Source organism: Paenibacillus sp. JT22N7 (genome assembly GCF_059383875.1).
On sequence record NZ_JBXENY010000002.1, the window covers coordinates 370,641 to 393,576 of the forward strand.

Consider the following 22,936-nt stretch of genomic DNA (forward strand, 5'->3'; position numbering starts at 1 on the left):
GATTTTCAAAGGGAGCGTTTGAACATGGGAGAACTTAAAACGATTATCGAAAAACGTCGTTCGGCAGTGAATTTTGTGGAAAATGTAGCGATATCGGAGGAGGAGCTTCAGCAGCTTTTTTCACTAAACCGCTTCGTTCCTTCGGCCTTTAATTTGCAGCACAGCCACTACATCGTGGCGACATCCGAGGAAAGCAAAGAAAAAATCTATGAAGCTTCCAAACAATATAAAGTAAAAAATGCTTCTGCGGCCATCATCGTGCTTGGTGATACGAAGGCGCACCTTAATGTTGGAGAGCTGAACGCAGGGATGCTCGCGCTGGGCATGATGAGCAAGCTTGATTATGATCAGGAAAATGAAAATGTGATTCAGTTTTACGAATCGCGCGGCGAGCTGTTCCAGCGGGACGATGCGATTCGCAATGCGAGCCTGTCTGCGATGCAGCTGATGCTGATCGCCAAAGACCAGGGCTGGGATACATGCCCGATGATTGGTTTTGACGCGGATAAAGTGCAGGAGCTGTTTGAAATCCCCGAGCGTTATGTGCCGGTTATGCTCATAACACTGGGCAAAAGCGATCCGAACAAAGAGCGCCCGCGCGGCTACCGCAAGCCCGTTAATCAATATGTGAATATGAATGCTTTTCATTCTCCTGATACTCACTGAAATCAATAATCTCAACCCTTCCTGTTCATGCGAAAAAGCTGCCTCCACTAAGGATGCAGCTTTTTTGCGTGCAGTTATACTAGGTGGGTATGCAGACCAGAGCTATTCTGCTGTACCATGCTTAGCGTTTATTCAAGGCCAATCTCATTTTGCGATTCAGTTTCAGGGGTGGGGTACGGCAGCATGCGAATGTTGCTGAGAACACCGTTGCTAAGAACACCGTTGCTAAGAACACCGTTGCTAAGAACACCGTTGCTAATACCACTGTTACTGAGAACACTTTTGTTTAAATCACCCTTGATTAGACCGCGCAGCAGCTTGGGAACGCTCACACTTTTTTGGCGGACTGAGTTTCCGCTATTCTGGCTTTTGACCCGGTTTCAGGCCGTAAGCGGACAGGAAAGCCGCTATCACCGTCATTATCCCGTCAAAATGGTCATTTGCAGCACAATAGCGGCTCCTGAGTCCGCCACTTGTGCCTTAACCCATGATTCGGTTGAAATAGCGGCTGCTGTGTCCGCCAAATCTGTCATTGTGCAGGGAGTTACCTTTGCCTAAGCTTCGATCTCCTTCTCCTGAGGCTGCTTCGTATAATACAGGCGGAACACCAGGTCCTGATTATGGTTGCCGAAGCCGGAGCCGAACAGCGTGACGCCGCCAATATGCTCGGCATTTTCCTCTACGGCGATGCGGAACGTCCACTGGTTGCTGCGGATATCAATATCGTCAATCGTCACATCGGACAGCTTAATGCCATCCATGAAGGTGCCTTCCTTCTTCACGATCAAATGCTTGAGCAGCCCATGCTGATTGACGCTTTCGAACCACCATGGCGGATTAAGCTTGCCTTTGCCCCCAAAGTCGCCGGGGCTCGTCCACATGCCAACCTTCATGCCGTTGAAAAAGAAGCTGATATCCGAAGGCCAATTGTTGTTCGTAAAAGGGGCCTCCGAGGAAATTTCCATTGAAATTTCGAGCTGCTCCGGATTTTCGCTCCCAAGCATGTAATTAGGCATCTTGTATTCAATATACCCTTGCCCAAACCACAAAATCTTCGCATTCAGCCGCTCTGGATCAAGAAAATGCCTCGGATCGTCGAAAATGCCGATGATGGAATCCCGCGTACAAATGCCGCAGGTTGGCGAAATGTCCAAATCGGTAAAATGGCCAATCGAAATATCCGTTCGCCGCACCTCGCGCGGAATCACATCCTTGATCGGAAACATAATTTCCAAATTATCGATGCTGAGCGAGCAAACCTTCTGCGCTGCCCCGCCTTTGCCGGGCGTCATCTCCGAGTGAATAATGTTTGCTTTCTCAAGCTTCTTGACATGCATCGTCATAATGGCGCTGCTAAGCCCGAGCGCTTCGGCAAGCTCGCGAATATTCATCGATTTTTGCGATAGAAGGTGAATGATTTGGATGCGGACGTTGCTGGATATAGCCTCGAATACAGGCAAATATTGTTCGGAAAGTTCTATTTTCAACGTGGCGTCCTCCGGAAATTGAAATATTAATGAATATGTGAATAACACTGATTGTGACTAATGATACATGATTTGGCCAAAACAGACAAGGAAACGCCTTCAAACAGGCATAATCTGGTTGACAGCGGCGTAAAGCTGTTGATATATTAACATCGAAGGAAGTAAGTAATATATTTATGAATAATTAACAAAGGGGTTTTGATTATGATGGAGCAGCAGATCCAAGCCGAGCAATCTTTCGTCAATCCTATTATACCGCAGCGTGCGGATCCATGGGTATATCTCCATTCCGACGGCTACTACTATTTCACGGGTTCCGTTCCGGAATACGACCGCATTGAGCTTAGAAGAGCGCGCACAATCCAGCAGCTGGGGGAAGCAGAGCCAGTTGTCGTCTGGCGAAAATATGCCGAAGGACCGATGAGCGCGAACATTTGGGCGCCGGAGCTGCATTTTGTTCAGGGCAAATGGTACATCTACTTCGCAGCGGCGCGGACGACGGAGACGGTAGAAGGGCTGTTCGACCATCGCATGTTCGTATTGGAAAATGAATCCGCCAATCCGCTCGAAGGCCAGTGGGTTGAAAAAGGGCAGCTTGTCGCCAATTGGGAATCGTTTGCGCTGGATGCGACAAGCTTCGAGCATAAGGGCACGCAATATCTCGTCTGGGCGCAGAAGGATTTGGCGATCGCAGGCAACTCTAATTTATATATTGCGGCGATGAGCAATCCTTGGACGATGAGCGGCAAGCAGGTTATGATTGCTCAGCCCGAATACGAATGGGAGAAAATCGGCTTTTACGTCAATGAAGGAGCTGCGGTGCTGAAGCGTGGCGGGACGATATTTATTAGCTATTCGGCCAGCGCAACCGATCACCATTATTGCATGGGACTGCTGAGCGCTTCCGAGGACAGCGATTTGCTCGACCCGGCTTCATGGAGCAAGGCGCCGGAGCCTGTATTTGTAACGAGTGAAGAGAACGGGCAATATGGACCTGGACATAACAGCTTTACGGTGTCGCCGGATGGCAAGCAGGATATTTTGATTTACCATGCCCGCAATTATAAGGAGATTACAGGGGATCCGCTTTACGATCCGAATCGCCACACGAGGGCGCAAGTATTCGGCTGGACAGCGGATGGTAAGCCTAGCTTTGGCGTCCCGGTGCGGGACGGCAAGTAAGAAGCTGGCTGAGCGCAAAGGAATTCCAAAAATCAAACAAATATAGTTGACAATGTAAGCGCTTTGAACTATTATCGTAAATAATAAAAACATTAATGATTAATACATATATTATTAATGTTTGTGAAGCAATAGGATTAATAAGGCGCGATACAACGGTTGAAAGGCGATTTTGACTTGCAAACGGATGTGTCGCGTGAGTCAGCACTGTACTTATACCATCATGATGCAAGGCAACTTTTCGAAATTGTGAATACGTTTTCATTTTATGGAGGAGGGTTTGAGGATGAAAAAAAGTTTACTTGCAACAATGGCAGCGACGATTGTGCTGGGGGGTGTTATCGCGGGCTGCAGCAGCAATTCGCAAACAGAAGGAAGCACCGAGACTGGGCAGGGCGGCACGAAGCAAATCAGCTTCATGTTCCGCGGCGGACCGGAGGAGCAGAAGGCGTATGAGGCGACGGTCAAGAAGTTTGAGGCCGATCATCCTGATGTAAAGGTGAAAATCATTACGACAACGGGTGACCAATACGCGACGAAGCTGAAAGCAGCCATTACGGGCAAAAGCGTGCCGGACGTCTTTTATTTTGACCCAGGCGATTTAAGAGCTTATGTGAATGCGGGAGTATTGAAAGATATTACGGAATACGTGAAGGATGTCGACTTCGATAACCTATGGAAGCGTGGCGTAGATATTTACCGCTATGATGGCAATAACGTAGGCCAGGGCAGCATCTATGGCTTGCCGAAGGACGTGGGCCCGTTTGCGCTCGGCTACAATAAAGACATGTTCACAGCGGCTGGAATCCCGTTGCCGGATAAGGAAAAGCCGTATACATGGGACGAATTCATCAAGGTCAATCAGCAATTGGTGAAGGATACGAATGGCGATGGCAAAATCGATCAGTACGGAACGGGCTTTAATGTCAACTGGGCGCTGCAGGCCTTCGTCTGGAGCAATGGGGCAGACTGGCTGGACGCAACGAATACGAAGGTGACGATTGACGATCCGAAGTTCGCGGAGGCGCTGCAATATTTTGCCGATATGCAAAATGTTTATAAAATTACGCCATCCATTGAAGATGCGGCGACGCTTGATACGTATCAGCGCTGGATGAAGGGCGAGCTTGCCTTTTTCCCGGTAGGTCCATGGGATCTTGCGACGTATGAGACGCTGCCTTTCGATTATGATTTGATCCCTTACCCTGCTGGCTCGACCGGCAAATCCGCGACCTTCCTTGGCTCGCTTGGCATCGGCGTATCCAGCGGCTCGAAAAATCCGGAAGAAGCGGCACAGCTCGTAACGTATCTGACCGCATCGCCGGAAGGCATGCAGCAGCTCGTTGATGCGAAGGTGCAAATTCCGAACCTGATTGATATGGCGGAAAAATGGGCCGCAGACACGACGACGAAGCCTGAAAACAAAGCTGAATTCCTCCGTATCGTAGAGGATTACGGCAAGCCAATGCCTAACACGCTGACATACAACTCCGAATGGTATCAGCTGTTTTTCACCGATATTCAGCCTGTGCTTGATGGCAAGGTGACAGCAGCGGACTACGTGAAGGCGGAGCAGCCGAAGATGCAGAAGCTGCTTGATAAAGCGGTTGAGCAGGAAGCGAAATCCAAGAAATAATGGTTGCAAGCAGAAGCTAATCTCAGTACCGGAAGGACGGAGGACAAGCGAAGCACGGTCCTTGGTTTTCAAGGGGCAGCTGCAAAGAGTGCCTGTTCCTCTGGCTTCCGGTCATTTTGAGGGGTGAAACATGAAAGTAAGGTCGAATCTTTACCGGAAGGAAGGCTATTACGGGTATTTATTCGTGCTGGCGCCCGTTATAGGCTATCTTTTGTTTACGCTGTACCCGCTGCTGTACTCCCTATATGGTTCTTTTACCGATTGGGATGGGCTCGGGCAGATGACGTTTATTGGGCTGGACAATTTTAAAGATATTCTCGCCGATGAGCTTTTTTATAAAGCGAGCTTTAATACGATTTTTATGATGATTGGTATTCCAATTGAAATTACATTAGCGCTGCTGCTGGCGATGGGCCTGAATCGGAAAATGTTCGGCACGACAACGTTCCGGGTCATTTATTATGTGCCGGTTATTTCTTCGCTTGCAGCGGTATCGATACTGTGGCAGTGGGCTTATAACGGCGATTATGGTCTGGTGAACCAGTTTCTAGCGCTGTTTGGCTTTGAGGGCCCGAACTGGCTCACGGATAAGTATACGGTAAAGCCTGCTCTTATATTGATGATGATCTGGAAAAATATTGGGTATTCCATGCTGCTTTATTTGGCTGCGCTGCAAAGCGTACCGAAGGATTATTATGAAGCGGCGCAATTGGACGGCGCGAATAGCTGGAAAATTTTCTGGAACATTACGTTCCCGATGGTGAAGCCTGTCACGTTCTTTATCGTCGTAACGAAAATTATTGGGGGAGCGCAAATTTTCACTGAGGTTAACATTATGACGCCGACGGGCGGGCCGGAATACAGCTCCGCAACGGTCGTTTTCTATGTATGGAAGAAAGCGTTCGAGAACCTGCAGATGGGCTATGCCTCGGGGATGGCGATGCTGCTGGGACTGTTTATTTTCGTCATTACGCTCGTGCAGTTCCGCATGAATGAACGTTCCTCGAAGGATATGGAATAAACTTGCCGGCAGGAAAGGAGTGAAGCCTGACTTATGCTATCGTTAAAAAGATTCAATCTGACCGATTTGCTCGCTTTTATCGTCATCAGTATCGGTGCCGTCTTTATGGTTGCCCCGCTGCTGTGGACGTTGTCGACCTCCTTCAAGTCGAAGGCGGAGGTTTTTGCGCTGCCTCCGGTATGGATACCGGAAACGTTCCATTTTGAGAAGTATATCGAAATTTGGGAAAAGGGCCCGCTGCTGAGCGGTATTCAGAACAGCCTGATTATTACGGTGTGCGTGACGATTATCGGCACATTCACCTCAAGTCTGGCGGCGTTCGCCTTCGCCAAGCTGCGTTTTCCTTTCAAAAATATGATTTTTCTGCTGCTGTTATCCGCCTTAATGATTCCTTACCCGGCGGTCATGATTCCGCAGTTTATTCTGTTCTCTGAATTTGGCTGGGTCGATACGCTCAAGCCGCTAATCGTGCCGGGATTATTCGGCAACATTATGATGATCTTTTTTCTGCGGCAGTATTTGACGAGCGTGCCAGGGGCGATTATCGAAGCGGCAAAAATAGATGGCAGCTCGTATTTCGGCATTTTCTCCAAAATCATTTTTCCGCTTATCCGTCCAGCTGTGGCGGCACAGCTTATTTTATGGTTTATGGCGGTATGGAATGATTATTTGGCGCCGATTATTTATTTGAATTCGCCGGAGAAGCAGACGCTCCAGCTCGTCATTGCGAATTTTAACGCGACTTATGCGATTCAGACCGATTATGCGCTTATTATGGCGGCTTCGTTCATTGCGCTGCTGCCGATGCTTATTATTTTTCTCGTATTCCAGAAGCAAATTATTGAATCGGTTGCCATTTCTGGCGTGAAAGGTTAGAGCCGCCTATGAAACGATATTTTTTAACGATAACGGCAGTTGCTACGGTTTGGCTGACCGGCTGCTCGGGCGAGGAAGTGGTTTATCCGCAGGCGCCGCCTAGCTACCCGATGTATGATACAGCGAATATAGACAATGAGCAGGGCTGGAATATAAGCAATGTGCATGATCCTTCTATTATTAAGGAAGGGGATACGTATTATATTTTCTCCACGGATGTTAAGGTCGGAGGAGCGGCAAAACCAGGACTTATGGTCAGAAAATCGAAGGATCTCATGAACTGGGAATGGGCCGGCTATGCGCTTGATGGTGTTCCAGCGGAAGCAGAGGCGTGGACGGGGGCAACGGGCATGTGGGCGCCAGAGGTGGCGAAGCTTGGCGACCGCTTCTATTTATATTATTCCGCGTCGACCTTTGGCTCAAATCGCTCGTTTATTGGGGTTGCAACAAGCGATTCACTGGAAGGGCCGTGGACGGATCAGGGAGAAGTCATAAAGACGGGGCCTGGCGACGAGCCGAATGCCATTGATCCTAATATTGTGAAGGATGCCGAAGGCAAGCCTTGGTTCGTGTATGGTTCTTTTTTCGGAGGCATCTATGTATCTCCACTTGATCCGGCTACGGGCAAGCTTAAGGAGCAGGGCTACGGGACGAAAATCGCGGCTCGCGCTGCCTCGGAATCGGGAGCAGTGGAAGGTCCCTATATGATTTATAATGCTGAGCTCAAGCAATATTATTTGTTCGTTTCCTATGACTCGCTCAGTCAGGATTATAATGTGCGGGTAGGACGCTCGGCGTCGATAACAGGGCCTTTTCTCGATTCCCTCGGCAGAGATATGCTGGATACCGCTTATGATCCGACCTTCGATGTCGGCAACAAGGTGATGGGCGGCTACCGGTTTGCGGAAGGAGAAGGCTGGATTGCTCCCGGCCACAATTCGATACTGCAGGACGGCGATAGCGATTATATCGTTCATCATGCTCGCCCAGAGCAGGATTCGAACTGGATGTACTTGCATGTGCGCAAGCTGCTTTGGACTGGCGATGGGTGGCCGGTGGTGTCGCCTGAGCGATATGCGGGGGAACAACTGCAAACGATACCTAAGAGCGCGCTTGCGGGCACATGGGAGCGCATTGTGCACGAGAAATATATAGATGGGCCGATTGATTCAGAAGCGATTGAGCTGAGAAAAGACGGCAAGATTGGCGCTGAAGAATCAGCAAATTATTGGGAGTTTGATGGCGAGCATACGGTGCGCCTGTATTTTCAAGATGAGGATCAGACGAAGGCGGGGGTTGAAACGGTGCTGGTGCTGCCAGCATGGGACTCAGAGCTGAACAAGCCTACGCTAGTATTTACCGGAATGGATGACAAAGGGCTCGCAGTCTGGGGAAAACAGATCAGATAGCAGCCACTCGCGCTGTGCAGCCTGCGTTTAATTGCGGAAATATCTCTATAAAATTGGATAGCGGCACCCATCAAATGGGTGCCGCTGTTTGTGTATCGTATATTTAACCGGGCCTTCAGCAACATGAATGGCCATTATATCCCTTGTTAATCTTGCAAGACAGCATAATCTTGCCTCGTAACCTAACTCCAAAACAACGGAAGCCCTACCTCTCTTCCATCCTTGCGGCTCCTAGACCGCGCCAGTGTGAATCAAAGCTCGTACAGCACGAACGTGAGAATTCAGAAATGAACAGAAAAGAAAATCCAGAAAGAAGATCAAAACTGTGGAAAACATTGAATCTCTAGGAGGGATATTTGGGGGTTAAATATAACACATCAAAGATCATTATAGCCTATATGAAGAACAATTGCAAGAGGGGCGAAAAGATACCTATATATGTATGACTTTTGCCTATCTGGTTACGCTACTTTAAATACAAAATTCACAAAGTTTGTTCCACTCCCCGGGTAAGAACAAACAAATGCAGGAGGCGAAACCTTTTATGCAAGATTGGTTGGAAATTACGCTGCGAACGTTGTCCTCGGTCGTTATTTTGTTTGTCATGACCAAGCTATTGGGCAAACGGCAAATTTCGCAGCTGTCGTTATTCGAGTATATTACGGGGATTACGATGGGGAACATTGCTTCGTACATTTCACTGGATCTCGATAATGAATGGTATTTGGGTATTGTAGCCTTGCTCGTATGGGTCATTGTGTCCGTAGGCTTCGAGTTTGCTACCATGAAGAGCAAGACGCTTCGCAACTTTATCGACGGGCAGGGAACCGTGCTTATCCGAAGAGGAAAGCTGCTGCGAAAAAATTTGCAAAAGGAGCGTATGACGCTCGATGAGTTTCTAGAGCAGCTGCGTAAAAAGGATGTCTATCGGATGGCGGATGTGGAATTTGCTATTATGGAGCAAAGCGGTGAAATTAATGTGCTGCTGAAAAAGGAACAACAGCCGCTGACCGCTGATATTCTCGGCCTTCAAGTAGAGCCGGAGGCGGAAGCGACTACGATTATTATGGATGGCAAGGTGCTCAAGAAGTCGCTCCGAGAGTCAGGACTTGATGACAACTGGCTGAACAAAAAGCTGCGCGATCAGCGAATCGAGCTAACGGACATCTTTCTGGGTCAAGTCGATGATCAGGGTGAGCTGATGATTCAGACGGGCACCAAATCCATTGAGCCAGCTAAACCGACGAACCCCAAATCACAGCTGCTAAGTATAATGAAGCAATTTGAGGTGCAATTGCAGCTTCAGGATCAGCTGTCCTTAAATGAAAAGGATAAATCTGATTATCAAAGTGCGGTAAACAAGCTGCAATCGCTTATCGATAAGAAATAAGCCGGACAGCAGCTGACGCAAAGGCATACATTGAAGCAAAAACGGCTGTTCAATGCAGGCGATGTATTTTAAAATGTACGGAGGTGTATATACATAACGATAAGGGGCGGGCTATGAGACAGGTTTTATTTTTGCGCGCATACAATTACTTCTATTTCTCGCTGTTTGCATTATTTCTCTCCTTTCTGCCTATTTATTTGGCTGAGCGCGATATTAGCGCCACGAATATTGGGTTGATGCTGGGGCTGGGCAGCCTCATTGGGGTCGTATCCCAGCCGCTCTGGGGAATGATTAGCGACAAATACAAGGTAATCAAAAAGGTTTTGCTGCTGCTAATTACGGTATCTGTCGTTATCGGCGGACTGCTCTATCGTTCCACGGAGCTGGTGCCGTTGTTTGTAGGCATTAGCTTGATGTATTTCTTCTTCATGCCGACGGACCCTTTGGTTGAAAGCTTCAATTATCGTGTGTCCCTTCAATATAAGGTCAATTTCGGCTCGATCCGAATGTTTGGCGCGCTTGGTTTTGCGATGGCCTCTTCCATCATCGGCTATGCAGGCAAGCACTATGGCATCGGCAGCTTGGCGGTATTATTTCTCGTGTACGGGGTCATCACCTTGCTGCTGTGCAGCCTGCTTGCTGAAGTGCCGGCAGCTGCCAAGCCGATTGCGCTTAGGGAAATCGGCTTGTTTTTCAGAAGCAAGCAGACGCTATGGTTTCTCGGACTTGTCCTGTTTCTAGCAGTGCCGCACCGGATGAATGATAATTATATCGGCCTATATATTAAAAGCTTGGGCGGCGATGTCCAGTTAGTCGGGCAAGCCTGGACCGTTATGACGATTATAGAAGTTGTTTTTTTCGCCATTAGCCATTATTTCATTAAACCGGAAAAAGAGCTTGCTGTTATCGCGGTTGCCGCTAGTTGCTATGCCTTGCGCTTTGCGCTGTCTGCTGTCGTCACTGATCCTGCTGCTCTTATGTGGCTGCAACTGCTGCAAGGGGTCTCCTTTGTGCTTTTTTACGCGGCGTCGATTCAATATTTGTATAAGCTTGTTCCTGAGGAATGGAAGGCAACGGGCCAGACGGTGCTAGCGGTGCTGCTTTTTGGAGTATCGAGCATCATATCGGCAACCGCCGGAGGGTGGTTCATTGATCAGTATGGCGGGGCGAAGCTTTATGGGGCAATGGCTGTTTGGTCGTTTGCTGCCATGCTGCTATGTCTGTTCATTATGCTGAAACAGAGAAAAGGGGACCCTGCTTAAAGGTCCCCATTCATCATTGTTGCGTTGCATCAGCATATATAATAGAAGAGTTTTTTTGATATACAAATGCGAGGCTCATCTTTATGGTGTTTTTTTGGAAGTAATTGGCTTAGGCATTTCCTGGCCCCCGACGAATTGATATTTCACCAAAGTGTTGAAAGCATCCACATGCGGGGTCAGTGATCGTCCTCCCCACGACTCCACTGCATAATCATTCAGCTTATTCACGAAATCCATATTGGCGGATATGTGCACCTCCTGCACCATCGGGGCAAGCTCGCGAATACGCGTGGCGATCGTTTGCTTAAGCTCCGGGGACAGCTCATTGTGGTCGTTGACCGAGAAATACGACTGATAAGGCTTGACGAGCAGCCGATTGTCCTCAAGCGGGCTGACACGGCTCGTGTTGTAGGCGTCCTCCGGCTGCCCGCCGTTCAACTGCTCCCGATTGCCGCCAGCACCTCTTGTACCGACAGCGGTCCAATCAAGCACGATGCCGACATAAGCGTTTTTGTCCGTCAGCATGACGTTCGCCGCAGCTACGCCATTTAAGTTGGTCACCTTCTTAGACAACGTATTGCTGTATTCGAAAAAAGCATTGTCATGCTGATGCGGATTGTTCGTCGTCGTTCCATACATTTTGCTGCCCAGCATTTTCGGATCGCCGGCTTGCCTGCTGCCATAATCGTAGTCGCTGTCCTGTACCCGCTGCTCGTAGTTGCAGGCAGCCGATGAGCATACGAGGAGGGCGCTGCATAATAACGCATAAAACATTCGTTTTTTTGGCATTTAGATGTCCTCCATTCCTGCTGTAATAAGAATAGGGTTTGTAGGGAACGATTAAATATACGCAGGAAAAGCTATACAGATTTGACTTTGTGAACGGAAAGCCCACGATTCTCGAAAAAAGCGCTTTAAAATAACGAATTTGACAGCTTTGCGAACAATTTGTGAACTCTCTGTGGAACATTGACAAATAAGGGCTTCAACTTTATATTTAATAAGGTATTAAGGTCGCAGAAGTTGTCATTTTTTATTAGCTTAAAAACAAGCAGTTTGCCACAATTTCGGGGTGTTTACAGCTGCAAAAACGTCAAAAGTGGGGTTGATTATTGATGAATCGGTGGCAGTTTTTTAAACGGCTTGCGCCGCTTCTGGCCTTGATGGTATTGGTGCTGTCAGCATGCGGACGAGCAGATCTATCCGCGCTGAATCCCCAGGGGCCCGTAGCGCAAGAGCAATTCGGATTGATGAAGCTCGCATTTTCAATCATGATCGGTGTAGTAGTGATTGTATTTGCACTTTGTTTGTTTGTCATTGTCCGTTTTCGCAGACGTAAGGGAGATAAGTCGATTCCCAAGCAGGTCGAAGGTAGCCACAAGCTAGAGATTATTTGGACCGTAATTCCTATTATTCTCTTGATTATTTTGGGTGTTCCTACCGTTCAGACCGTATTTAACCTGTCAAAGGATCATTCAAACGATCCAGATGCGGTTAAAGTAATAGTAACTTCACATCAATATTGGTGGGAATTCGAGTATCCGGATCTGGGCGTCAAGACGGCGCAGGAGCTGGTTATTCCAAAAGGCAAGACCATTACAATTGAAGCGAAGACAGCAGACGTGCTTCACTCGTTCTGGGTTCCTTCCCTTGCAGGTAAAATCGATACTAATCCTGGTGGTTCAACAAATAAAATGTTCTTCTCGGCACCAAAAGAAGGCGTTTACTTGGGCAAATGTGCCGAGCTTTGCGGACCTTCCCACGGCTTGATGGACTTTAAGGTGAAATCGGTTGATGATGCATCGTTCGACCGATGGGTAGCAGCGCTTCAAGCGCCAGTAGCAATGCCAAGCGATCCGGCAATTGCCGCTGCTTTCGAAAGCAAATGTCTCGTTTGCCACGCTGTTGGCGACAAAGGCGGACCATTGTACCCGAATCTTACAGGTATCGGAAGCCGTGATTCCGTTGGTGGTATCCTGATTAATACAGATGATCCTCAGTACTCCAATGAAGGTTCCACTTATGACAATCTTCATCGTTGGATCGAAAATCCAGATGACATTAAACCTGGCAATCTGATGGGCAAGATCGATCTGACGCAGCAAGAGCTTGATGGTATTGCGAAATACTTATCGGAATTAACATTGGACTACGAAAAATAGATCATCGGTGATGAAAAGGAGGTACCAACTTGGCTCAAGGACACGCGGTTAAGCGTTACTCTGGTCTGATGGACTGGTTAACAACGGTTGACCACAAAAAAATCGGTATTTTATATTTGATCGCCGGCGGTTTTTTCTTTCTGGTCGGTGGTTTGGAAGCACTTCTTATTCGGATTCAGCTTTGGAAGCCGCTAAATGATTTCGTTAGTGCGGATACATACAATGAGCTGATTACTATGCACGGTACAACAATGATCTTCTTGGCTGCGATGCCGATGCTATTTGCTTTAATGAACGCGGTCGTGCCGCTGCAAATCGGCGCACGCGACGTTGCGTTTCCTTTTGTAAATGCACTTGGCTTCTGGACGTTTTTCTTCGGAGCCGTATTATTGAATGTCAGCTGGTTTACAAGCACAGGTGCGCCAGCCGCCGGCTGGACGGCTTACGCACCACTTTCGGGGCCGGCGTTCAGTACTGGCCATGGGATGGATTATTATGTCTTAGGTCTCCAGATAGCGGGTATTGGTACGCTTATCGGGGGGATTAACTTCCTGGTAACGATTATTAATATGCGTGCACCTGGCATGACCTTCATGCGGATGCCGATGTTTACATGGGCTTCGTTCATTACGTCGGCGCTTATCTTGTTCGCTTTCCCTGCACTTGCTGTAGGTTTGGCGGCACTGATGTTCGACAGGGTATTCGATGCCAACTTCTTCGACCCTAACAATGGCGGTAACGCTGTACTATGGGAGCATATTTTCTGGATTTTCGGACACCCTGAAGTGTATATTCTCATCCTGCCTGCCTTCGGTGTTATTTCCGAGGTAATCAGTACATTCTCGCGTAAACGCCTGTTCGGTTACAGCTCGATGGTGTTCGCGACAATTCTGATCGGCTTTTTGGGCTTCATGGTATGGGCGCATCACATGTTTACGACGGGTCTGGGGCCTGTAGCTAACGCATTGTTCTCAATAGCAACGATGCTGATTGCAGTGCCAACAGGTATTAAAATCTTCAACTGGATCTTTACAATGTGGGGCGGATCGATCAAGTTTACGAGCGCTAACTTGTATGCCGTTGGATTTATTCCGACCTTCGTAATGGGCGGCGTTACAGGCGTTATGCTTGCAGCTGCGCCAGCGGATTTCCAGTATCACGATACGTATTTCGTAGTTGCGCATTTCCACTACGTTATCGTCGGCGGTCTGATTTTAGGTATTTTCTCCGGTCTTCACTACTGGTGGCCTAAAATGTTCGGTCGCGTGTTGAATGAAACGCTTGGCAAATGGACGTTCTGGATGTTCTACATCGGTTTCCATCTGACATTCTTTATTCAGCATTTCCTCGGTTTGCTTGGTATGCCTCGTCGTATTTGGACGTACCTCGACGGCCTTGGATTTAATGAAATGAACTTGATTAGTACAATTGGTGCAATCATGATGGGTATTGGTACAATTATGTTCTTCCTGAACGTAGTTATCACTAATGCAAAACCACAAAATGCAGCGGATGATCCTTGGGAGGATGGCCGTACGCTGGAATGGACCATTCCATCGCCGCCTCCAGAATATAACTTTAAGCAAACTCCGCTTGTTCGCGGCTACGATGCTTATTGGAAAGAAAAAATGGATGGACACAAAGGCATGACGCCTGCTGAGCCAATTGGTTCGATCCATATGCCATCTCCTTCTATTCTGCCGTTCACAATGTCGCTTGGCTTGTTCATTACAGGCTTTGGCCTGATGTATTCGAGGGATTGGACGTTTATTACAGAACATATCGGTTTCTATGTTGCCGGTCTTGGCCTGTTAATAACGTTCGGAAGCATGTTCCTTCGCTCGGTATATGATGATCATGGTTTCCACATTGAGCCGGAAGAGTTGGAAGACAAGGGGGTTAAAGCATGAGTACACATTCACATGCAGAGGGGCATCTCCCTCATGAGCCCGAGAAAGCCACTCTTGAGGGCCGCAATAAAGTATTAGGCTTCTGGCTATTTCTTGGCGGTGAAACGGTTTTGTTCGGAACGCTGTTCTCGGCGTTCCTTGCCCTTCGCCATCAAGTGCTGGATGGACCGCAGCCAAGCGAGCTGTTCAAGCTTTCGCTCGTTGCAGCAGCAACTGCTATTTTGCTTACATCAAGCTTGACTAGCGTATTTGCTATCCAAGCGCTGCATAATCATAATGTAAAAGCTTTGATCAACTGGTTAATCGTAACCGTTGTGCTCGGACTTGGATTCCTAGGACTTGAAATTTATGAGTTTTACCACTATGTGCATGAAGGGCATGGCTTTACGACAAGTGCGTTCAGTTCTTCCTTCTATACGTTAGTCGGATTCCACGGTGCCCACGTTGCGTTCGGTATTTTCTGGATTTCCAGCATTATCGGACAGTTGATGAAAAAAGGCCTTACGGTTGTTACAGCTCCTAAAGTGTATGTTGCAGGTATGTACTGGCACTTTATCGACGTAGTTTGGGTATTTATCTTCACCGTCGTTTATTTGATGGGAAAGGTGGTCTAGCCAAATGGCAAGCAATCACTCGACAGCTGAAGAGCAGCGTCCAGTTCGCCACAACTCAGAAGGACCGAAGAAGCACATTATTGCCTTCATTTTCTCCATATTGCTGACACTCGTAGCATTTGCTGCGGTAGCGGCTGGCGAAATCAATAAAAGCTTTATCTACATCATTATTATGGGTTGCGCTATGCTCCAAGTGTTCGTGCAAATGGCATTCTGGATGCATATGAAAGACCGCGGCCACGTTTTTGCTACGGTCGGCATTCTTATGGGTGTATTTATTGCATTTACTTGTATCGTTATGGCGGAATATTGGGTTTGGTGGTAATAGAGATTTACAATTGCACAGAGGAGGGTTCCCGGGTGGGTTCCCTCCTCTTTTGCAGAAGATAAAGGGAGGTTGCAGCCATGCTTGGCCTGGAATATTTCAGTTTTGAAGAGTTGTGGACCCCATGGTATATGTTCGGTACAATTGCTGTAATCATTTTGTATTTTTATTTGAACGGACCATGGCGGGAGAAGCACGCACCGCAAGAGGTGTCCGCAACAGGCAAGCAGCGGTTTATGTTTGTTGTTTCGGCTATTCTCTATTATTTGTGCAATGGCGGGCCGCTTAATTTCCTGGGACATTTAATGTTTACCTTCCATATGTTCAATATGTCGATTTCTTATCTCATTGTGCCGCCGATGCTTATATTATCGATACCCGCATTTATGTGGCGCAAGCTGTTTGCTTCGAAAAAATGGCGTTCACTCAACTTTCTAATGAATCCTATTTTATCGCTGCTGCTGTTTAATCTATTATTTTCTTTTTACCATGTACCAGTCATACATGACTTTGTCATGACCCACTATACGATTCACCGTATCTATTATTTTGTTATGCTAATTGCTGCGATCATGATGTGGTGGCAGATTGCATGTCCTGTGCCGGAATGGAATCGCCTGACGGATTTGAAGAAGATGGCGTATGTTTTCGCGAATGGCATTTTGCTGACTCCCGCGTGCGCCTTAATTATATTTGCAAGCTCTCCCTTATATGCGGTATATAATGATCCAAACGTCTGGGTTCAGGCGATGGGGTATTGTGTGTCGGGCGATCCGACGCGGCTGCTTACGATGTTCGACGGTCCTCAATTTTTCAATTTAATGGAAGTGGTAGAGGACCAGCAGCTAGGCGGCATCGTCATGAAGCTATTGCAAGAGTTGATGTACGGGATTATACTGGCGTATATATTCTCACAATGGTACAAGCGTGAGCATAAAGAAGACGATTTGCCCAATAGCAACACAGGTACGGCATAATATACAGGCGGATTTACTATTTTACCGATATAGGTGGGATCGACATTGGATTGGTATTTTATTCTCCCTACAATAAGCACATCATTTATCGTTATTAGTGCGATTCTGGTTGCGATTGGTTGGGGACTGATTATTAAGCGTAAAGTTGAGGCGCATAAGAAAGTGATGATCGCAGCTGCAATTGCAGCCATCATCTTCTTTATTATTTACTCCTCGCGAACAATAGTTGTCGGCAATACGACATGGGGCGGACCCGACAGCATGCATCTCTATTATGTTGTCTTTCTGATTTTCCACATTACGCTTGCGACGGTAGCAGCGGTATTTGGCATTACGACGCTCGTGCTGGGCTTCAAGAGCAAATATGCCAAGCATCGCAAATGGGGCCGCGTAACGTCGATTATCTGGTTTTTCACAGCGATTACGGGCGTTATCGTTTATGTCCTGCTGTATTTATTATATCCAGGCGGCCATACGAAGCCGATGATTGATGCTATATTTGGTCTATAAAGTTCATATTACAAGGAAGCCGCGAAGCTGATTCGCGGCTTTGCTGTATTAAAGGGGGATTTGCCTTGTCCAGAGAGATTCGTTCAGATGAGCTGGCGGCGCTCAAGGAAATTGCGGAGATGCTCAATTCGATGAATGATATGAAGGTTATGCTGAATGCGGTACTGGTGAAGCTTCTTGAGGTTACCAGCTTTACGACGGGCTGGATCTTCTTGCTTGATGAGCATTCAGACAGCATATGTGCGGCCGCGCAAAATCTCCCCTCAACCCTTGCAGCCAACGATAATGCAGCAATGTGCGGAGAAGGCTGCTGGTGCACCGAAAGCTATCGCCAAAACAAGCTGAATCGTGCGGTCAACATTATTGAATGCTCCCGAATTGTATATGCTGCGGAATACAATGCTGGCGATAAAGGCGGCTTGACGCATCATGCGACGGTACCACTGAAGGCAGGCGCGGAGAGCTTTGGATTGCTGAATGCTGCGCAGGCGGGCAAAGAATTTTTTTCAAATGAGGAGCTTGCCCTGCTGCAGGCAGTTGCGTACCAGATAGGCACAGCGATTAAGCGTATCCGCCTATATCAGGCACAGGAGCGAAATGCGCTGCTCTATGCGAAGCTTGGCGAGGTCATTACGCGCATCCATGCGGTGCAGGACATTAGCCAGCTGCCCTTGAAAGCGGTTGAACATATAAGCGCTGCTTTCGACTGGCCGCAAATTGCATTATTCGTCTATGAGCAGGACAAGCTTTCGCTTCGAGCTTATTACGACGGGCAGCAGACGAGGGAAGGCTGGCAGCAGCTCGATTGTGGAAACGGGGGAGTTGTGGCTGACGCTTTTCACCAAAATCGTCTTGTCGTTGTTGCAGATAGCAAGGAGGAAGCAGTCGTCCCGCTAACAGCGAAAGGTCTAAAGGCATTCACATCGGCTGCAGCGATTCCGCTGCGAAGAGGCAGCTGTCCCTATGGTGTTTTGTTCATTAGCAGTAACGATAGTGGGCAATTCGATCATTATCATGAAGAATTTATGTATGCGCTCGGTGAGCATTTGACGCTCAGCATTGATAATTTGAGAGTAAATGAACAGCGCCGGGAGCTTGCCCGTATGGAGGAACGAATCCGAATGGCACGGGATTTGCATGATTCGGTGATGCAAAAAATATTTTCGCTGTCTTTTATCGCCAAAGGGGCAGAAAAGATTCTCGGCGGAAAAGAGCCGATCGTGGAACGCTCGCTTCAGGAAATGGCCAGCTTGTCGCAGGAAACGCTGGGGGAGATGCGGACGCTTATTTGGCAGCTGCATCCCGCTGGTCTTGAGAATGGTCTGCTTCCTGCGCTTAAGCAGTATGGCGAAAGGATGGACCTTGTCGTACTTGCAGAGGCGGAAGGGCTGAAGGAGCTGCCCCGTGCGCTTGAAGAAGGCTTATGGCGGATTGGCCAAGAAGGGCTTAACAACATTCGAAAGCACTCAGGTGCAGAAGCTGCCTATATTCGGCTTGTGAAATCAGAGCGGGAAGTAACGCTGGAAATTGAGGATCATGGTCAAGGCTTTTCTCCTAAACAACTGCAGGGACAGACGATGGGGATGCTGTCTATGCGCGAAAGAGCAGAGGCGCTCGGCGGTGAGTTTATCATTCATAGCGAAATGGGGCAGCGAACCGTCATTCGGGCGAGCATACCGCTGGCAGCAGAGGAGGGAGGATGAACGGTGAAAATTAAGCTTTTACTCGTTGACGATCATCAAATTGTTTTGAAGGGCATCGCTTTCTTTCTAAATTTGCAGCCGGATTTTGAAATTGTCGGAGAGGCAGCCAACGGGAAGGAAGCAGTGGAGAAAGCGGCCGAGCTCCAGCCGGATATGATCTTGATGGACCTGCAAATGCCTGTCATGGATGGGATTGAGGCAAGCCGAATCATTGCCGAGCAGCATCCAGCGATTAAAGTGCTGGTGCTGACCAGCTTCGCAGACCGCGGTCATATTGTTCCTGCTCTTCAGACGGGGGCGATTGGGTATATGCTGAAGGATGTCGCACCGGATCAGCTGGCGGAGGCGATACGCAGCGCTTATAAAGGCAATATTCAGCTGCATCCCGATATTTCCAGCGTGCTGATCGGGGGTGGGACGCCAGCTGGACGGTTTGAAAGAACAGAGGATCGTTTATTGCATCCTCCGCTCCAATTACAGGCGGAACCCGATTCAACACGCGCTAAGTCCGATCAATTAGCCTTTACATCGCTAACGCCTCGTGAAATAGAGGTGCTTAGGCAGCTGATGAAAGGGAAAAGCAATAAAGAAATTGCCCGGGAATTAGTCGTTGCCGAAAAAACAGTCAAAACCCATGTCAGCAGCATTCTTAGCAAGCTGGATGTAACCGATCGAACACAAGCCGCGCTGCGCGGTATTCATTATTTGGGCCCAGAGTCGTAAGACTAGACCTAAGCCCTCTGAGACTCAAAACGGGCGACTTTCATGCTATTGGCCGATGATTTGTAAGAAAAAGGCTTGTAAAATAAAGCTTATTACAAATACACAATTGAGAAGCTGCCCGCATTGAGCGCTTTTTTACGGAGGGAATAATTATTATGAGCACTGTACTTTTTGTGAAAGCAAATGATCGTGGTTTGGACCAAGCAGTGAGCGTGAAGCTCTATCAAGCGTTCCTAGATACTTACAAAGAGACACATCCAAATGATAGCGTTACGGAACTGGATTTGTTCCAAGAAGAGCTTCCGTATATGAATGCCAATATGATTAACGGCAATTTCAAGGCGCCACGCGGCTATGAGCTGACACCAGAAGAGCAAACAGCGGTTGACGTTTCCGGCAAATATATCGATCAATTTCTTGCGGCGGACAAAGTTGTTTTCGGTTTCCCGTTGTGGAATTTGACGATCCCTGCTGTGCTGCACACCTATATTGACTACATTTACCAAGCAGGCAAAACGTTCAAATATACCGAGCAAGGTCCGGTTGGCCTTATTCCTGATAAAAAGGTAGCTCTGCTGAATGCAAGAGGCGGCGTATACTCCGAAGGTCCAGCAGCGGCAGCTGAAATGTCCCTCAATTATGTCCGCAATATTATGCAATTTTTCGGCGTAACGAATTTCGAAATCGTCATTGCAGAAGGCCACAACCAAATGCCTAATGAAGCGGAAGCTATTGTTGCGCATGCAATCGAAGAAGCGAAAGCAGCAGCAGCACGCTTCTAAAACAGCAGCACATCCTACATTTTAAAAGCTATAAAGCCTTGGCCAGAGCCTAATAAGCTCATGTCCAAGGCTTTTTTTGATTTGCCGCTTAACAAACATGGCTAGGCAGAGCCCTTTTTCAAAAAAAATGCTGGGATGGATTGACAACCGATTTAAGTGTGATTATACTGTGTATAAAGATATATACAGTATATAGAGTGACTGGAGGAAAACTTGTGAGTATGTGGCAAGGGGCATGGCATATTTTAGTTTATGAATTGCGGAAAACACGATGGGGTTTTCTAGCTTCGTTTTTACTAGCTATATATATGGCAATTGTGTTGGGGATGTTGTACCAAATTAACGAATTGGATGTTTCGGCAGGTGAATATTGGGCGATCGATTTTGTTTTTCTTACGACGCTGCCTTGCCTCGGTTTTGGGCTAAGCCGCTCTAATATGTTCTGGTTCAATGATACCTATAGTGGCAAGCTGGCAGAATGGCGTACGATGCCGATTACAGTACCGCAGATTATATGGGGGAGAATACTGCAGCTGGCGGTTATGCTTTTCCCGATGCAAATCATTTTCTTCCTGATTCAATATTTTTTAGTGGATGGCTTAAGTGAGGCAATTTCTCCGGGTGCTTATCTTTTATATGGACTATTCTGGTTTTTCTATTCGCTTGGCTTTGCTGCTACGTATGCCATTTGGGAATATGGCTTCACGGGAAAGACGTACATGCTCGTGTGTGTGCTGTACTGCATTGTGTTTTTGATCATCAGCGCTCTGCTCAGCTTTAATGGCATTTCGATCGTCAACTATTCGCTGATAGGAATTGGAAATGGGGAGTGGTGGTATTTGCTAGTTGGGATGCTAGTCAGTATGATTGGAATCACCATTAGTTATAGAGGTCTAAAACATCGGCTGGAGACGCGCAGCTTTAAATAGGCAATTGAGTAAATAAGCAAAGAAGGTGAAGCCGTGTGGCTGCCGATTCAAATTAATGAGCAGAGCGCCGAGCCGCTTTATTATCAAATAGAAGTCCAGCTGAGAGCGCTGATTGTCAGTGGGCAATTGTCAGAAGGAACGCTGCTCCCCTCAATCCGGGAGCTTGCACAATCGCTCAAATGCAGCGTCATCACGGTACGCCGGGTTTATCAGGACCTGGAGTCGGAAGGGCTGCTGCGAACGAGGCAAGGAACGGGCACCTACGTTGCGGCGGTTGAGCAGGATGATCGTGACCGATACCGCTTAGTGGCTGTCGTCGAAGCATTCGAGGCGGCGATAACAGCGGGACAGCGGGTGAAGTGCTCACGCGAGGAGCTGGAACAGATTTTTCGCGAGCAGCTGGAGAAGCATTTTAAAGATCAAGCCTAGAGGGAGGACAAGAGATGAGCAACGAGACGGCTATTCATATAAAAAAAGTTGAGCTGCGGCGTGATCGGTTTCAGCTAGGGCCGCTTTCATTGGAAGTGCCGAAGGGATACGTTACTGCAATTGTCGGCCCGAATGGTTCAGGCAAAAGCTCGACCTTTCGGATGCTGCTGGACTTGATCAAGCCTGATAAAGGCGAGCTGAGCGTACTTGGCCATTCCATTGCAGACCAGAAGGATATCGACTGGAAAAATAAAATCGGTTATGTGCCCGAGCTGTTTGGCAGTCATGAGAATAAGCTGAGGGCTTCGGATAAGACCGATTTTGTGCAAAAATGGTACCCGAATTGGGACGTGAATTTGTATCGTGAAATTTTGCGAATGTTCGAGGTCGATGACAGCATCAGGCTTGGCAAAATGTCCAAAGGGACGCGGCGCAAGTATGAGTTTGCACTTGTACTCGCCCATCATCCCGAGCTGCTGCTGCTTGATGAGCCTTCCTCTGGCTTCGATCCGCTGGCTTGGCGCAGCATGATGAGCTTTTTGCACAATTATATGAATGCTGGAGAGCGAACGATTCTTATGGCCTCTCACATTGTGGATGAAGTAAAGCGTCTCGCGGATTACATCGTCTTTATGTCGCAAGGCCGCATACTGGGCATGTACGAGAAGGATGAGCTGCTCAGCAGCTGGCATATGTTTTATGTGAATGGCAGAGAGCTTGAAGGCAGGGATGTGAGGAGTATTCCCGGCCAATGCGTGGTGGAAGATGCAGGCTGCGGCAATCTGCGAATCATTACGCGGCAGGCACTGGAAACCGAGCGCTGGCTTGAGCAGGCGAGCATCGAGATCATGGGGCGGCAGGCGCTCGACCTTGATGATATTTTGGCCGTATTAATTGAACAGGACAGACAGCATATTAGAGCTTGATATCAAGGAGGAGACGA

General features: G+C 47.9%; 22 protein-coding genes. 20 read left to right on the forward strand and 2 right to left on the reverse strand.

Going from position 1 to position 22,936, the window contains the following annotated elements:
• The first annotated feature begins 24 nt into the window (after nucleotides 1-24).
• Nucleotides 25-666, forward strand: a complete 642-nt coding sequence (locus AC50Y5_RS06305) for a nitroreductase family protein (RefSeq protein ID WP_056042939.1) — start codon at nucleotides 25-27, stop codon at nucleotides 664-666.
• Between the two features lie 554 nt (nucleotides 667-1,220).
• Here AC50Y5_RS06305 and AC50Y5_RS06310 read toward each other — a convergent pair.
• The gene (locus tag AC50Y5_RS06310) at nucleotides 1,221-2,153 is read right to left on the reverse strand and encodes an ArsR/SmtB family transcription factor (RefSeq protein ID WP_056042937.1); all 933 of its coding nucleotides are present in this window, start codon (nucleotides 2,151-2,153) and stop codon (nucleotides 1,221-1,223) included.
• A 207-nt stretch (nucleotides 2,154-2,360) separates the two neighbouring features.
• Here AC50Y5_RS06310 and AC50Y5_RS06315 point away from each other — a divergent pair, with 207 nt between their 5' ends.
• From AC50Y5_RS06315 to AC50Y5_RS06345, 7 genes are all read left to right on the forward strand, one after another.
• Nucleotides 2,361-3,335, forward strand: a complete 975-nt coding sequence (locus AC50Y5_RS06315; protein WP_056043044.1) for a glycoside hydrolase family 43 protein — start codon at nucleotides 2,361-2,363, stop codon at nucleotides 3,333-3,335.
• A 286-nt stretch (nucleotides 3,336-3,621) separates the two neighbouring features.
• Nucleotides 3,622-4,971, forward strand: a complete 1,350-nt coding sequence (locus AC50Y5_RS06320; RefSeq protein WP_494859242.1) for an ABC transporter substrate-binding protein — start codon at nucleotides 3,622-3,624, stop codon at nucleotides 4,969-4,971.
• A gap of 130 nt (nucleotides 4,972-5,101) precedes the next feature.
• Nucleotides 5,102-5,992, forward strand: a complete 891-nt coding sequence (locus tag AC50Y5_RS06325; protein ID WP_056042933.1) for a carbohydrate ABC transporter permease — start codon at nucleotides 5,102-5,104, stop codon at nucleotides 5,990-5,992.
• A 33-nt stretch (nucleotides 5,993-6,025) separates the two neighbouring features.
• Nucleotides 6,026-6,868, forward strand: coding sequence for a carbohydrate ABC transporter permease (locus AC50Y5_RS06330; RefSeq protein ID WP_046231421.1), 843 nt, complete (start codon nucleotides 6,026-6,028; stop codon nucleotides 6,866-6,868).
• Between the two features lie 29 nt (nucleotides 6,869-6,897).
• Nucleotides 6,898-8,277 (forward strand): arabinan endo-1,5-alpha-L-arabinosidase, encoded by a 1,380-nt coding sequence (locus AC50Y5_RS06335; protein ID WP_494859710.1) that lies wholly within the window; start codon nucleotides 6,898-6,900, stop codon nucleotides 8,275-8,277.
• A gap of 544 nt (nucleotides 8,278-8,821) precedes the next feature.
• The gene (locus AC50Y5_RS06340) at nucleotides 8,822-9,667 is read left to right on the forward strand and encodes a DUF421 domain-containing protein (RefSeq protein ID WP_494859244.1); all 846 of its coding nucleotides are present in this window, start codon (nucleotides 8,822-8,824) and stop codon (nucleotides 9,665-9,667) included.
• Between the two features lie 113 nt (nucleotides 9,668-9,780).
• Nucleotides 9,781-10,929, forward strand: a complete 1,149-nt coding sequence (locus AC50Y5_RS06345) for an MFS transporter (protein ID WP_494859246.1) — start codon at nucleotides 9,781-9,783, stop codon at nucleotides 10,927-10,929.
• An 81-nt stretch (nucleotides 10,930-11,010) separates the two neighbouring features.
• Here AC50Y5_RS06345 and AC50Y5_RS06350 read toward each other — a convergent pair whose 3' ends face one another.
• On the reverse strand, nucleotides 11,011-11,718 hold the full coding sequence (locus AC50Y5_RS06350; protein ID WP_056042925.1) for a YhcN/YlaJ family sporulation lipoprotein: 708 nt from the start codon (nucleotides 11,716-11,718) through the stop codon (nucleotides 11,011-11,013).
• Between the two features lie 323 nt (nucleotides 11,719-12,041).
• Here AC50Y5_RS06350 and coxB point away from each other — a divergent pair, with 323 nt between their 5' ends.
• From coxB to AC50Y5_RS06410, 12 genes are all read left to right on the forward strand, one after another.
• Nucleotides 12,042-13,091 carry a cytochrome c oxidase subunit II gene (gene coxB, locus AC50Y5_RS06355; protein ID WP_056042924.1) on the forward strand — a complete coding sequence of 350 codons (1,050 nt, stop codon included), beginning with the start codon at nucleotides 12,042-12,044 and terminating at the stop codon, nucleotides 13,089-13,091.
• A gap of 68 nt (nucleotides 13,092-13,159) precedes the next feature.
• Nucleotides 13,160-15,001, forward strand: a complete 1,842-nt coding sequence (ctaD, locus tag AC50Y5_RS06360; protein WP_099521416.1) for a cytochrome c oxidase subunit I — start codon at nucleotides 13,160-13,162, stop codon at nucleotides 14,999-15,001.
• The gene (locus tag AC50Y5_RS06365; RefSeq protein WP_046234813.1) at nucleotides 14,998-15,615 is read left to right on the forward strand and encodes a cytochrome (ubi)quinol oxidase subunit III; all 618 of its coding nucleotides are present in this window, start codon (nucleotides 14,998-15,000) and stop codon (nucleotides 15,613-15,615) included. Before ctaD ends, AC50Y5_RS06365 begins: the two co-directional genes overlap by 4 nt.
• A 4-nt stretch (nucleotides 15,616-15,619) precedes the next feature.
• The gene (locus tag AC50Y5_RS06370; RefSeq protein ID WP_494859249.1) at nucleotides 15,620-15,940 is read left to right on the forward strand and encodes a cytochrome C oxidase subunit IV family protein; all 321 of its coding nucleotides are present in this window, start codon (nucleotides 15,620-15,622) and stop codon (nucleotides 15,938-15,940) included.
• Between the two features lie 80 nt (nucleotides 15,941-16,020).
• The gene (gene ctaG / locus AC50Y5_RS06375) at nucleotides 16,021-16,917 is read left to right on the forward strand and encodes a cytochrome c oxidase assembly factor CtaG (RefSeq protein WP_494859251.1); all 897 of its coding nucleotides are present in this window, start codon (nucleotides 16,021-16,023) and stop codon (nucleotides 16,915-16,917) included.
• Nucleotides 16,918-16,962: 45 nt separating this feature from the next.
• Nucleotides 16,963-17,427, forward strand: coding sequence for a DUF420 domain-containing protein (locus AC50Y5_RS06380; RefSeq protein WP_056042917.1), 465 nt, complete (start codon nucleotides 16,963-16,965; stop codon nucleotides 17,425-17,427).
• A gap of 65 nt (nucleotides 17,428-17,492) precedes the next feature.
• Nucleotides 17,493-19,130, forward strand: coding sequence for a GAF domain-containing sensor histidine kinase (locus AC50Y5_RS06385; RefSeq protein ID WP_494859253.1), 1,638 nt, complete (start codon nucleotides 17,493-17,495; stop codon nucleotides 19,128-19,130).
• Nucleotides 19,131-19,133: 3 nt separating this feature from the next.
• Nucleotides 19,134-19,853, forward strand: a complete 720-nt coding sequence (locus AC50Y5_RS06390) for a response regulator (protein WP_494859255.1) — start codon at nucleotides 19,134-19,136, stop codon at nucleotides 19,851-19,853.
• Nucleotides 19,854-20,008: 155 nt separating this feature from the next.
• Nucleotides 20,009-20,635: an FMN-dependent NADH-azoreductase gene (locus AC50Y5_RS06395; RefSeq protein ID WP_494859257.1), complete on the forward strand. Its 627-nt coding sequence runs from the start codon at nucleotides 20,009-20,011 to the stop codon at nucleotides 20,633-20,635.
• A gap of 215 nt (nucleotides 20,636-20,850) precedes the next feature.
• Nucleotides 20,851-21,564, forward strand: coding sequence for a hypothetical protein (locus AC50Y5_RS06400; protein WP_155973613.1), 714 nt, complete (start codon nucleotides 20,851-20,853; stop codon nucleotides 21,562-21,564).
• Between the two features lie 33 nt (nucleotides 21,565-21,597).
• Nucleotides 21,598-21,993: a GntR family transcriptional regulator gene (locus AC50Y5_RS06405; protein ID WP_494859259.1), complete on the forward strand. Its 396-nt coding sequence runs from the start codon at nucleotides 21,598-21,600 to the stop codon at nucleotides 21,991-21,993.
• 14 nt (nucleotides 21,994-22,007) lie between these two features.
• Nucleotides 22,008-22,919: an ABC transporter ATP-binding protein gene (locus AC50Y5_RS06410; protein ID WP_494859261.1), complete on the forward strand. Its 912-nt coding sequence runs from the start codon at nucleotides 22,008-22,010 to the stop codon at nucleotides 22,917-22,919.
• Nucleotides 22,920-22,936 lie beyond the last annotated feature (17 nt).